General features: G+C 36.7%; 14 protein-coding genes and 1 tRNA gene. 12 read left to right on the top strand and 3 right to left on the bottom strand.

Annotation, left to right across the window (positions count from 1 at the left end; genetic code table 11):
• The first annotated feature begins 3 nt into the window (after positions 1-3).
• The 10 genes from lpxA (at position 4) to ACFSQ0_RS07635 (ending at position 8,960) form a co-directional block, all read left to right on the top strand.
• On the top strand, positions 4-786 hold the full coding sequence (lpxA, locus tag ACFSQ0_RS07680) for an acyl-ACP--UDP-N-acetylglucosamine O-acyltransferase (RefSeq protein ID WP_147860781.1): 783 nt from the start codon (positions 4-6) through the stop codon (positions 784-786).
• A gap of 7 nt (positions 787-793) precedes the next feature.
• Positions 794-1,357 carry an elongation factor P gene (gene efp, locus ACFSQ0_RS07675; RefSeq protein WP_379046501.1) on the top strand — a complete coding sequence of 188 codons (564 nt, stop codon included), beginning with the start codon at positions 794-796 and terminating at the stop codon, positions 1,355-1,357.
• Positions 1,357-2,292, top strand: a complete 936-nt coding sequence (locus ACFSQ0_RS07670) for a UDP-3-O-(3-hydroxymyristoyl)glucosamine N-acyltransferase (protein ID WP_379046498.1) — start codon at positions 1,357-1,359, stop codon at positions 2,290-2,292. The genes efp and ACFSQ0_RS07670 overlap by 1 nt, the downstream gene beginning before the upstream one ends.
• Positions 2,285-2,653 (top strand): nuclear transport factor 2 family protein, encoded by a 369-nt coding sequence (locus ACFSQ0_RS07665; RefSeq protein ID WP_379046495.1) that lies wholly within the window; start codon positions 2,285-2,287, stop codon positions 2,651-2,653. Before ACFSQ0_RS07670 ends, ACFSQ0_RS07665 begins: the two co-directional genes overlap by 8 nt.
• 104 nt (positions 2,654-2,757) lie before the next feature.
• Positions 2,758-3,630: a succinate--CoA ligase subunit alpha gene (gene sucD, locus ACFSQ0_RS07660; RefSeq protein WP_379046492.1), complete on the top strand. Its 873-nt coding sequence runs from the start codon at positions 2,758-2,760 to the stop codon at positions 3,628-3,630.
• Between the two features lie 140 nt (positions 3,631-3,770).
• The gene (gene fabG / locus ACFSQ0_RS07655) at positions 3,771-4,517 is read left to right on the top strand and encodes a 3-oxoacyl-[acyl-carrier-protein] reductase (RefSeq protein WP_147860786.1); all 747 of its coding nucleotides are present in this window, start codon (positions 3,771-3,773) and stop codon (positions 4,515-4,517) included.
• Between the two features lie 4 nt (positions 4,518-4,521).
• On the top strand, positions 4,522-6,552 hold the full coding sequence (locus tag ACFSQ0_RS07650; protein WP_379046489.1) for a hypothetical protein: 2,031 nt from the start codon (positions 4,522-4,524) through the stop codon (positions 6,550-6,552).
• 9 nt (positions 6,553-6,561) lie between these two features.
• The gene (locus ACFSQ0_RS07645) at positions 6,562-7,377 is read left to right on the top strand and encodes a prohibitin family protein (protein ID WP_379046486.1); all 816 of its coding nucleotides are present in this window, start codon (positions 6,562-6,564) and stop codon (positions 7,375-7,377) included.
• A gap of 88 nt (positions 7,378-7,465) precedes the next feature.
• On the top strand, positions 7,466-8,251 hold the full coding sequence (locus ACFSQ0_RS07640) for a tRNA pseudouridine synthase A (protein ID WP_379046483.1): 786 nt from the start codon (positions 7,466-7,468) through the stop codon (positions 8,249-8,251).
• A gap of 16 nt (positions 8,252-8,267) precedes the next feature.
• Entirely contained in the window at positions 8,268-8,960 is a 693-nt protein-coding gene (locus tag ACFSQ0_RS07635; RefSeq protein WP_379046481.1) for a TVP38/TMEM64 family protein, read from the top strand.
• Positions 8,961-8,975: 15 nt separating this feature from the next.
• On the opposite strand, the gene ACFSQ0_RS07630 is transcribed toward ACFSQ0_RS07635, so the two are convergent.
• From ACFSQ0_RS07630 to ACFSQ0_RS07620, 3 genes are read right to left on the bottom strand one after another with little or no spacing between them, the layout of a single operon-like run.
• Positions 8,976-9,323 (bottom strand): SdpI family protein, encoded by a 348-nt coding sequence (locus ACFSQ0_RS07630; RefSeq protein ID WP_379046478.1) that lies wholly within the window; start codon positions 9,321-9,323, stop codon positions 8,976-8,978.
• Positions 9,324-9,358: 35 nt separating this feature from the next.
• A complete protein-coding gene (corA, locus tag ACFSQ0_RS07625; RefSeq protein WP_379046475.1) occupies positions 9,359-10,435 on the bottom strand; it encodes a magnesium/cobalt transporter CorA in 1,077 nt (358 codons plus the stop codon).
• A gap of 14 nt (positions 10,436-10,449) precedes the next feature.
• On the bottom strand, positions 10,450-10,842 hold the full coding sequence (locus ACFSQ0_RS07620; RefSeq protein ID WP_379046472.1) for a glyoxalase: 393 nt from the start codon (positions 10,840-10,842) through the stop codon (positions 10,450-10,452).
• Between the two features lie 119 nt (positions 10,843-10,961).
• Between ACFSQ0_RS07620 and ACFSQ0_RS07615 the strand changes: the two genes are divergently transcribed.
• The gene (locus tag ACFSQ0_RS07615) at positions 10,962-12,320 is read left to right on the top strand and encodes an NAD-dependent succinate-semialdehyde dehydrogenase (protein ID WP_379046469.1); all 1,359 of its coding nucleotides are present in this window, start codon (positions 10,962-10,964) and stop codon (positions 12,318-12,320) included.
• Positions 12,321-12,438: 118 nt separating this feature from the next.
• Positions 12,439-12,512: transfer RNA gene (locus tag ACFSQ0_RS07610), tRNA-Arg, on the top strand.
• Positions 12,513-12,793 lie beyond the last annotated feature (281 nt).

The raw sequence follows: 12,793 nt of genomic DNA, 5'->3' as shown, positions 1-12,793 counted from the left end.
ATTATGAATCAACCCTTAGCATACGTACATCCGGGAGCTAAAATAGCGAAGAATGTTGTGATTGAGCCTTTTACAACTATACACAATAATGTGGTTATAGGAGAAGGCAGTTGGATAGGATCTAACGTAACCATAATGGAGGGCGCAAGAATTGGTAAAAATGTAAGTATTTTTCCAGGTGCGGTTATTTCTGCTGTTCCACAAGATAAAAAATTTAACGATGAAGACACGCTAACGATTATCGGAGACAATACAACTATTAGAGAGTGTGTTACCATTAATAGAGGGACCTCAGACCGAATGAAGACCGTAATTGGTGAGAACTGCTGGATAATGGCCTACTGCCACGTGGCTCACGATTGTGTGGTGGGCGACAACTGCATTTTTTCAAATAACAGTACCTTAGCTGGGCATATTACCGTAGGAGATCACGTTGTACTGGCCGGTATGGCTGCAGTACAGCAATTTTGCAAAATAGGAAGCCACGCTTTTATTACCGGTGGTTCTTTAGTGCGCAAAGATGTTCCTCCTTTTGTAAAAGCAGCACGTGAGCCTTTATCTTACGTAGGAATCAATTCTATTGGCTTAAGAAGAAGAGGGTTTTCTACCAAAAAAATCAGAGAGATACAAAATATTTATAGAATTTTGTATCAGAAAAATTATAACAATTCTCAAGCAGTGGCAATAATAGAAGCCGAAATGGAGGCCACACCAGAGCGCGATGATATTTTAGAATTCATTAAAAATTCACAGCGAGGCATCATGAAAGGATATTTCTCAAATTAAATAAACTATGGCAACAACAAGCGATATTAGAAACGGACTTTGTATTCGATACAATCACGATATTTATAAAATTGTAGAGTTTTTACACGTAAAACCAGGAAAAGGGCCTGCTTTTGTAAGAACCAAACTTAAAAGTGTTACTACTGGTAAAACAATAGATAATACTTTTTCAGCAGGGCATAAAATTGATGAAGTGCGTGTAGAAACGCATAAATTTCAATTTTTATACCAAGACGGTGAATTCTATCACTTTATGAATACCGAAGATTACACCCAGATTAGATTATTAGAAGCTGCACTAGATGCTCCTAAATTACTTAAAGAAGGAGAAGTGGTAACCGTTTTAATCAACACAGAAGATAACGCTCCACTTTCGGTTGAAATGCCTCCGCATGTAGAACTTAAAGTGACCTTTACAGAACCAGGGGTTAAGGGTAATACGGCCACAAACGCCACAAAACCTGCAACGGTTGAAACCGGAGCCGAAGTAAATGTCCCTCTGTTTATCAATGAAGGCGACATGATTAAAATAGAGACAGAAAAAGGCACCTATAAAGAGCGTATTAAGTAATGCAGTTTCCTAAGCCTTACACTTTGGCGCAAATAGCTTCTATTTTAGATATAGAGTTTGTGGGTGATGCACAATTTCAAATTACGGGTATCAACGAAATTCACGTGGTGACCCCAGGTGATATCGTCTTTGTAGATCATCCCAAATATTATGATAAAGCACTGCAATCTCAAGCAAGTGTGGTTTTAATAAATAAAAAAGTAGATTGCCCAGCAGGTAAGGCTTTGTTGATTTCTAAAGATCCTTTTACAGATTTTAATCGGTTAACCCAGCATTTTAAGCCCTTCCAAAAATCATACGATTCGGTAAGTAAAACCGCAAAAATAGGAAGTAACACAATCATCCAACCTAATGTTTTTATTGGTAATCACGTAAAAATTGGCTCTAATTGTATAATCCACAGTAATGTGAGTATTTATGATCATACCCTAATTGGCGACAACGTCGAAATTCATGCCAACACAGTTTTGGGGGCTGCAGCTTTTTACTATAAAAAAAGACCAGAAGGTTTTGATCAATTGCTATCTGGTGGCCGTGTGGTCATTGAAAATGATGTGCATATAGGGGCGTCTTGTACTATAGATCGAGGTGTATCGGGAGATACTATTATTCAACAAGGAAGTAAATTAGATAACCAAGTACACGTAGGTCACGATACCCGAATAGGTAAAAAATGCCTTATTGCCAGTCAAACAGGTATAGCCGGTTGTGTAGTGATAGAAGATGAGGTTACTTTATGGGGTCAAGTGGGTGTGAAAAGCGATGTGATTATTAAAGAAAAGGCTGTTGTTATGGCACAATCAGGGGTAGGTAAAAACCTAGATTCAGGTAAAAGTTATTTTGGATCCCCTGCAAAAGAAACAAGGACAGCTTATCGAGAAATGGCAGCATTAAAAGATTTATCAAGCCCAAAAAAAGCAAAATCCAATGAGTAATAATAAAAAGCAACGTATCAAACAATTATTGGAGTCGTCTTTCTATAAAAATCCCGATGCGATGAAAGAATTTTTAGCTCCTGAAATTAAAATTAAATGGATGAGTGCTCAAGGAACCCAGCACCTGGGGTATGAAGCCTTTCAAAATAAAATTGAGCAAATGGGCAAATCATATGAAGAGCTTAATGCCGATTTTTCTCATTTAATTGAAGAAGAAGATACCGTGGCAGGTAAATTTACTTTTTGGATGACTACTATTGAGAATCCAGATGAGGTAGATCCTGTAGCTACCTTTATGCTGTTAGCGAGATTTGAGCAGAATTTGGTGACCGAGTTAGAGTTAATGAGTGTTTTGAACTAATTGACTCATAGGCTGTATAATCAGTCCCTTAAAAAGAAGTCATTTTCTTTTAGAGTTTCAAGTAAAAAGTTAAATTTGCAAGACAATAAATTCAAGAACAAATTATGAGTGTTTTAGTAAATAAGAATTCAAATATAATCGTACAAGGTTTTACTGGAAGTGAAGGTACTTTCCACGCCGAACAAATGATAGAATATGGTACCAATGTAGTAGGAGGAGTTACTCCTGGTAAAGGAGGGCAAAAGCACTTGGGTAAGCCAGTATTCAATACAGTTGCTGAAGCGGTAAAAGAAGTGAATGCAGATACCAGTATTATTTTTGTACCGCCGGCATTTGCAGCCGATGCTATTATGGAGGCAGCTGATGCAGGAATTAAAGTAATTATTACTATAACCGAAGGGATTCCTGTAGCCGATATGATTAAGGCTTCAGATTATATCAAAGATAAAGATTGTAGACTTATAGGTCCAAACTGTCCAGGAGTAATTACACCAGGTGAGGCCAAAGTGGGTATAATGCCAGGTTTTGTTTTTAAACCAGGAAATGTAGGGATTGTTTCAAAATCAGGTACTTTAACCTATGAGGCAGCAGACCAAGTGGTAAAAGAAGGTTTAGGTATTACTACTGCAATTGGTATTGGAGGAGACCCTATCATTGGAACTACCACCAAAGAAGCGGTAGAATTATTGATTAATGATGAAGACACCAAATGTGTGGTAATGATTGGCGAGATTGGTGGTCAATTAGAAGCCGATGCAGCAAAATGGTACAAAGCTAGCGGTTCTAAAAAACCAATCGTAGGCTTTATTGCTGGAGAAACCGCTCCAGCAGGTAGAACAATGGGTCACGCAGGTGCCATAGTAGGAGGTAGTGAAGACACTGCTCAAGCTAAGAAGAAAATCATGAGAGAATGCGGGATTCACGTTGTGGATTCACCAGCAGAAATCGGTAAAAAAGTAGCTGAAGTAATGGGCTAATTTTTAACTGAAATAAAGAATAAACCCTGCTTAAAACAAAGCAGGGTTTTTTTATTGAAAAACTTAAATAGATTATTATATTTGAGCAAAGTATTTTGCTGAATTTAGCAAATGACTTAGATAAAACAAACTTAAAAAGAATGAAATTATTAGCAGGTAAAAACGCAATTGTTACAGGAGCAAGTCGTGGTATAGGGAAAGGTATTGCCTTAGCCTTTGCTCAACAAGGCGCCAATGTAGCTTTCACCTATAGCTCATCAAAACAAGCAGCCGAAGAACTCGAAAAAGAATTACAAAGTTTAGGTGTAAAAGCCAAGGCTTACCAAAGCAATGCAGCCAATTTTGAGGAGGCTCAAAAACTGGTAGAGCAAGTTAATGAAGAATTTGATAGTATAGATATTCTGGTTAACAATGCGGGTATCACAAAAGATAATCTGCTCATGCGTATGAGCGAGGCAGATTTTGATAAGGTGATTGAGGTGAACCTAAAGTCTATTTTTAATATGACCAAAGCGGTACAGCGTACTATGTTGAAACAACGAAAAGGAAGTATCATCAATATGAGTTCTGTAGTAGGTGTGAAAGGAAATGCTGGTCAAGCTAATTACGCAGCTTCTAAAGCAGGAATGATTGGTTTCTCGAAATCTATAGCCCTTGAGTTAGGAAGCAGAAATATTCGTAGTAACGTGATCGCACCTGGTTTTATTGAAACCGAAATGACCGATAAATTAGATGAAAAAACCGTTGAGGGTTGGAGACAGGCTATACCTTTAAAAAGAGGTGGGTCACCCGAAGATATTGCAAACGCATGTGTTTTCCTTGGGTCTGATATGAGTGCATACATCACCGGACAAGTTATCAACGTTGATGGCGGGATGTTAACCTAAAAGCATGAGCTTAATTTCCGTATTATTTTTAGGAATAGCCGTATTGCTAAGCGCAGCTGCTGCATTGGGTTTATACTATTTTCCTAGAAATAAGAAAAGCGTAAAACACTGGAAGTATTTTAGTGTTTTACGCTTTTTTACGGTATTGGTAGGATTGATTTTACTCATCAATCCCAAGTTTGAACAAAACCAAGTTCGTATTGAAAAACCAAATCTTGTAGTGGTTTCCGATAACTCTAAATCGGTTCGTTTTTTAAAGGGAGAAAAACAAACAAAAAGGTTTTTACAAGAATTACTTCAAGACCAAGAGATCAAAGAGGCATTTAACGTTAAATCTTTTACCTTTGATGAAGAATTGCATTTTTCTAGAACACCGGAATTTTCGGGGAATGCAAGTGATCCTGGGAAGGCTTTAAAGCAACTTGCACGATTATACCCAGAATCCAACTCTCCACTTATTTTAATTACCGATGGCAACGCTACTCAGGGTACAGCACCTGTTTATGCCGCCAGCAAATACCAAAGCGAAATATTTCCGGTGGTGGTAGGAGACACCACCCAACACGCCGATGTATACATCGATTTGCTCAATGTGAATCCGTATGCTTTTTTAGACCAACGTTTTCCTGTAGAAATATTTGTTAACTATCAAGGAGACGCCAGCGTTCAGTCTAAATTGTTAATCAAAAAAGGTACGCGAGTGGTACATGAGACAAAGCTGAGCTTTAGTGCCGATAAGCAGGGAGAACAAGTAGAGATTATGCTGCCAGCCAAGCGTATAGGTAAACATAAATATACGGCTTATATTACTCCTTTAAACCAGGAAAAAAACTTACAAAATAACCAAAGAGATTTCTTTATCGAAGTGGTCGATCAGCAATCAAAAGTGCTGATACTTAGTAGCTTTTTACATCCCGATTTAGGAGCGCTTAAAAAAAGTATCAATAGCAATAAACAACGCCAAGCCCACATTAAATTAATCGATGAATTAAAGCAAGAAGAATTAAGCGAATACACCAACTTTGTTCTGTACCAACCTAATCAAAACTTTGAATGGGTATTTGATTACTTAGATAAAACTCAAAAAAATTATCTCCTTGTTGGGGGTACAAAAACAGACTATAATTTTCTAAATAGGATTCAGTCTTCTTTCCGTAAAGAATTAAAAATCAATCAAAATGAGGAGTTTCAAGCGCAATTGAATGAAAACTTTTCATTGTATCAACCCAGTAAAATCAATTTTTTAGATTATCCGCCTTTGAGCGATCAATTTGGCGAAATTAGTAATTTAAGCACAGGACAAGCCTTATTGCAACAGAACATAAACGGGGTTGCTACACAGCAACCTGTAGTTTACTTTGTGGAAAGTGGGCAACGTAGAATCGGACTTGTTTTTGGGGAGAATTTATGGCAGTGGCGTGTAAAGAATTTTGCTGATTTAGCAAATTTTGAAGCATTCGATTTGTTTATAAACGACATAATACAATTTTTAGGCGATAACAATCGTGGTGAAAGACTTAAGGTCGAAATGAAGACGGTTTTTAATCAAGGCGAGCCCATTAGAATGCAGGCACAGTATGTAGATAAAAATTATCGAGAAGACGCTCAAGCTACGATAAATCTTCGAGTGGTGAAACAAGAAGATGAGTCTATACAAAATTACAGTCTAAATTATGTAGATGGCAATTATGTGACCAATTTAGGAGCGCTTGCACCTGGTTCTTATACTTTTACCGCCCAAGTAGAGGGTGAAAATAGCTTGCAAACTGGTGATTTTGTGGTAACTGCCTTTGATATAGAAGAGCAGTTTAACCATGCGCAAGTAAGCGAACTTAATAAGATTAGCGATACCTTGTATTACAGTGAAGATTTTTTATCTTTAAAAACAAAACTACTTCAAACAGATATTTACAAACCAGTACAACGCACGCTTACTAAAAAAGTAGAATTAATAGAATTCAAGTGGCTTTTAGGCCTGTGGGTGTTGTTGCTAAGTCTAGAATGGTTTTTAAGAAAGTATAACGGATTAACTTAAATATTAAAAATGGAAAAATTACCTAAAATTGCTTTACCTGCTATATTTATTGGTGTAGTGGTATTAATTATTGTATTTAAATCAACGGTTACCATCGGCTCAGGAGAGGCTGGAGTGCTTTACAAAACTTTTGGCGGAGGTGTGGTTACAGATGAATCCCCTATGGGTGAAGGCTTTCACTTTGTAGCGCCTTGGAATGACGTTTTTATTTACGAGGTGAGACAACAAGAAGTCTTCGAAAAAATGAAGGTATTATCTAGCAACGGATTGGAAATAAAAATTGATGCATCGGCTTGGTTTCAACCTATTTATGGCAAATTAGGTAAATTACACCAAGAAAAAGGCGAAGATTATACGCAACGTGTTTTATTACCAGCTATACGCTCTGCAGCACGTAGTGTGGTAGGTAGATATACACCAGAACAATTATATGCCTCAAAGAGAGACGCCATTCAAGAGGAAATCTACACCGAAACCGAAAATATTGTAGATGACCAATACATACAGCTCAATGAAATTTTGGTACGCGATGTAACTTTGCCTCCTAGTATTAAAGATGCGATTGAGCGTAAATTAAAACAAGAGCAAGAATCTTTAGAATATGAGTTTAGACTTACCAAAGCGACCAAAGAAGCCGAGCGTCAAAAAATTGAAGCAGAGGGTAAAGCCCGTGCCAACCGTATTTTAAGCGAATCCTTAACCGATAAGGTTTTACAAGAAAAAGGAATTCAAGCAACTTTAGAGCTAGCACGTTCAAATAATGCCAAAACAGTAATTATTGGAGGTGGTGAAACCGGAATGCCTATAATACTTAATGACAAATAAAAATAAGTTTATTCAGTTAAAAACCTGTTTAATTTTTTTTAAACGGGTTTTTCTTTGTTATAATTGACCTAAAAGTAACTTTTAAATCATGCAACCCCAACGCTATTATTACCTCATTAAGCTTCAGTACTTGGGTTTTAGATACCATGGTTGGCAAAAACAACCCGATGTTAATACGGTAGAACGTATGCTAGAACGCACGCTTTCATACATTTTAGATAGGGCACGGTTTAAGGTAATCGCAGCAGGCAGAACAGATGCTAAGGTTTCGGTAAACCAAACTTATGTCGAATTATTTATTTATGAAAATAAGTTAGAATGCAGCGGATTTCTAGATTTGTTGAACAAGAATCTACCACCCGACATACGCGCCTTAGGAATTGAAGAGACCACGCGTGATTTTAACATTATAAAAAATGCTAAAGTGAAGGAGTACCATTACTTTTTTGCTTTTGCTAAAAAATTTCATCCCTTTGCTGCGCCGTTTATGGCCTATGTAAAAGATGATCTGGATATTGATTTAATGGCTCAAGGAGCTAGCTTATTTGTAGGAAAGCATGATTTTAGGGCTTATGCTTTTAGACCTAGTCCGCAAACGGTTACAACGGGAGAGATTTTTTCTTGTGAATTAGTGGAGAATGATGTGTACACAGCTAATTTTTTTCCAGAAAAAAGTTATGTCTTTAAAATTAAAGGTAGCGGTTTTAAACGGCATCAGATCAGACTTATGATGGGAGCGCTTATCGATCTAGGTAGGGGAGATGTAAACCTTGACTTTATCAAATCAACTTTAAATCCTGATAATGACATAAAACTAGAACATATTGCTCCGGCTTCTGGACTTATCTTGCATCAAGTAAAATTAAATCCGTAAAGTAATAGTTTATAGCATGCAAAATCTCCTAAAAAAATATAGCGCAGTCTTCATTAGTTTATTGGTATTTGGCATTTTAGGGCTTTGCTATGCTTTTATTCCGAGCTTTAAATCGGTTACCCAAGATTTGTGGGCGGCACTCTTAGCGGGCAATACCCAAGAGGTACAAAAAATTATAAGTGGCTTTGGTTTTTGGGGAGCGCTTATCTTAGTGCTAATTATTGTATTACAGATGTTTTTAATCGTGGTTCCTTCTTGGTTGCCCATGGTGGTAGCGGCATTGGCTTATGGCTTTTTTGAAGCGGTAGCCATTTCGGTAAGCGGTGTGTTTATTGCCTCGAGTTTAGGCTATGTACTCGGATTACAAATTGGGCACCACAATATCAAACGAATTTCAGGAAAGAAAAATTATAAGAAATTAAGCTTTTGGGTAAAAGAATACGGGTTTTTAAGCGTGCTGTTGTTTCGCATTTCTCCATTCTTGTCTAATGATGCCATCAGTTTTATTGCCGGTGGAATGAAAATGAATTTTTTTAAATTCATAGGGGCTACCTTAGCTGGTATTATTCCTTTAAGTGTTGCCATTGCTTATTTCTCTAGCAGTATAAACCAGCTAAAAGAAAGTCTATATTATATTGGTGGAGCTGGTATTTTGCTTTACGGAATTTTTATTTGGTTAGATTACCGAAAAAGAAAATCAAAAGCTTGAATCCAATTAAATAGCTTATTCTAAAGCTTTCAAACCATTTTCAACTTTTAAAATGAGCCAAACGATTGTTATGGCTATAAAAGTTAACCCAAAGGCAGCAGACCAAAAAGGAAAAAATATTTCTAGTAAATCTAACGGAGCGCAAAACAAGCTAATAAGTCCTATTTGCAATATATATTTTGCCGCAAATTGTTGCGCTTTAAACCAGTAGATTTTATTTTTTCGAGAGCGGTAACTGCTATAACCATAAAAAGAATTGATCTTCTTAGGGGGGTATGTTCTCAACATAATTCCGGCTAAAACCGAAATAAATCCATAGCCTGCCAGCAAAATCAAAAAATGTTTATCTACTAAAGCAATCATTGGTTCAGTTTACTAAAAAGAAAAGCTGTTTCGTTTTACCACCAGTTTTTACGCTTAAAGTAAATTACTAATGCCAAACTTATTAAAATCATAACTCCCCAAGTATAATAGTAGCCATACTCCCAATCTAGCTCGGGCATATGATCAAAATTCATCCCGTAAATACCTGCGATGAAAGTAAGGGGTATAAAAATACTTGCCATAATGGTTAGTACCTTCATCACTTCATTCATTTTGTTAGAAATACTACTCATATACATATCCATAAGTCCCCAAGTCATTTCTCGGTAAATTTCAATATTTTCAGCTACCTGTATACCGTGGTCGTGCAAATCACGCAAGTAATTTTTGGTACGTGCTTCTATGAGTTTATGCGATCCGTTCTCTAGGCGTGCAATAACTTCTTTAACAGGAAAAATAGCCTTACGCACCCTAATAATTTCACGTTTTAATTCTTGTATATCTAGCGCTGTTTGGTTGTTTACATTATTGGTGAACAGGTTATCTTCTAAATTTTCAACTTTTTCGGCCAGTTGTTCAACCACCTCAAAATAATGATCAAGAATAGCATCGAGTAAGGCATAGGCTAAGTAATCGGTTTTAAAGGTACGCAAGCGGCCTTGTGCATTTTGCAATCGCTCCCTTACACCATCAAAAACGTCGCTCTCTGCTTCTTGAAAGCTAATTACATAATTTTCTCCAAAAGCAATGCTCACGTGTTCTTTTATTAAAACATCTTGTGTATCATAATACAACATTTTTATTTGTATAAAAATATAATCTTCATACACATCTATTTTAGGCCGTTGGCGTGTATTAACAATATCTTCTAACAATAAGGGGTGTAAGCCAAAGTGATTTCCTAAAGATTCGATAGCTTGGGTATTGTTCAAGCCATCAAAATCTATCCAAGCAATATTTTTACTGTCTTTATAGGCAAAGGCCTCTTCAACCTGTGCCAACTTTTTATAGGTTAAAAAGTCTTTACTGTATTCAAATACCTCTATTAGGGTATCTTGGGTTTGTTTTTCTCCTACATAAACTACCTTTCCTGGTATTTGGTTAACAATTGATTTTTTGCTTTTTACTTTTTTCTTTCGCGGTTTACGCATAGTTTTTAAATGTTTTAAGCTTCTAGTAGCTGTAGCTGATCGATTAAGCGTTGCGCGATAAGCCTGTTGATACGTTTATTAACCTCAGATTTATTTTCCTGGTAGAAATCCATTTCCTCAAGGGTGAAAAGTGCTAGAGTGATTCCTTGTAGTAATTTTCTTAGCTGATTGTCTTTGTTGATTTCATTTGAAATATACGTTGGGCGATCCTCTTTTTTTAAACTATAAAACAGGTTTTTCCTTTTGCGGATATGCATTTTAAAAACCTCTAACAGCAACTCATTCTGGAATTTTAAAATAGGTCGTAAACAAGTGTTTTGAAAATGCTCAAGCGGAGTTTGAAGGGGAGAGGTAGCTAGATTTAAATTTGGTCTTAACTGAAAAAGTGCTTCAGATCTTGATTTCATAACAGATAAAACTAGTTTTTAATAAAAATACAGAAAATGCCTAGAGCTACACGTTAAAATCATCTTAATAAAAAATTGAATTCTACTACAGATGCTTATTTTTAACCTAAAATGAAACTATGATTAAATCTATAAATCCGTACACGGGAGAGACCATAAAAAAATACCGCCAAGACACAAAATCAATACTCAATAAAAAACTTAAACGCGCCGAAAAACAATATAAAGTTTGGCGCACGCATAGCTTGAGTAGTCGTGCTAAATTTGTACGAGCTATAGGCCAAGTTTTACGTGAAAATACCGATAAATATGCAGCGATGATTACCCAAGAAATGGGTAAGCCCATCAGCCAGGCTAAAGCCGAAGTTGAAAAATGTGCTTGGGTCTGTGATTATTATGCCGACAACGCAGCCGAAGCTTTGCAGAATGAAGTTATCGAAACCGATGCGTATAAATCTTTGGTGCGTTATGACCCTTTAGGGATAATTTTGGGCGTTATGCCTTGGAATTATCCGTTTTGGCAAGTATTCAGGTTTGCTATACCTACCTTAATGGCTGGTAATACAGTGCTTTTAAAGCACGCTAGCAATGTGATGGGATGTGCAGAACTTATTGAAGAAGCTTTTAATGAAGCCGGTTTTCCCGAAGGTTGTTACCAAAATTTAGTGATTAGTAGCAAGAAGGTAAATTCCATACTCAAAGACGATCGGGTTAAAGCCGTAAGTCTAACCGGTAGCAAACCGGCAGGTAGCGCAGTAGCTTCAAAAGCAAGCGAATTAATAAAACCTTCGGTATTGGAATTGGGTGGAAGTAATGCTCTAGTGGTTTTTGAAGATGCCAACCTAGAAGAAACCGTAAAAACATGCGTTCAAGCGCGTTTTCAGAATACAGGGCAAAGCTGTATTGCGGGAAAAAGGCTTTTGGTTCAAGAATCTGTCTATCTTGAATTTGTTGAGAAATTCATCACGCAGGTACGCGAATTAAAAAGTGGAAACCCTCAAGATGAAGATACCTTTATTGGTGTAATGGCGCGAGAAGATTTAGCCGAAGAACTAGAAAAACAACTCGAAGATTCACTTACCAAAGGCGCTCGCTTAATTCTAGGTGGCAAACGCCGAAAAACTTATTTTGAACCCACTGTTGTAATCGATGTGCATAAAAAAGCACGTATTTTTGAAGAAGAGACCTTTGGACCCGTAATGGGAATTACTCCCTTTAAAACCGATTTAGAAGCGATTGATTTGGTTAACCGCTCTAAATTTGGACTAGGAGTTTCTATTTTTACCGAAGATTACGAAAGGGCCGAAGCTTTGATCGGGCAGTTTGATGACGGAGCGGTTTTTGTGAATGAATTGGTAAAAAGCGATCCAAGACTACCCTTTGGTGGCACCAAAGAATCGGGTTATGGTCGAGAGCTAGGTACTTTTGGAATCAAAGAATTTGTAAATGCCAAAACGGTATACTTCAAAAAAAATTAAATCTTCAAATTTGATTTTGAGTAGGTTGCTCAGGTTAAAATAAAAAAAAATAAAATTAGTTAGAAAACAGCTTGATTTTTTTAAAAACAGTTATATATTTGCAACCGCTAACAGCAATGGTCGCGTAGCTCAGCTGGATAGAGCATCTGCCTTCTAAGCAGACGGTCACAGGTTCGAATCCTGTCGCGATCACAAAAACCCTTACTATTTTTTAGTAAGGGTTTTTCGTTTTTATCAGGTATCTCTTATTGATGACTAATAATGGGATCAAAACTATTTTCTGGGTTTTTGAGTTTTTAAGCAAATAATTTTTCAAGTCTATACAGGAAGAATTCAGTTCTTCTTACTCCTCTTAATTTAGCTCTAAATGCTTTAATTTTTGCGTGCTAAGTTTTAATGGAATACCTGATTCATTAAATGCTGCATTTTAAATCCGAGACGGTAATTAAAATTAATTACTCCCTTTAATCACA

This window comes from Mesonia sediminis, assembly GCF_042684705.1.
Lineage (GTDB): Bacteria > Bacteroidota > Bacteroidia > Flavobacteriales > Flavobacteriaceae > Mesonia > Mesonia sediminis.
The sequence above is the reverse complement of the archived record's forward strand: the minus strand, read 5'-3'. Positions and strand labels throughout refer to the sequence as shown.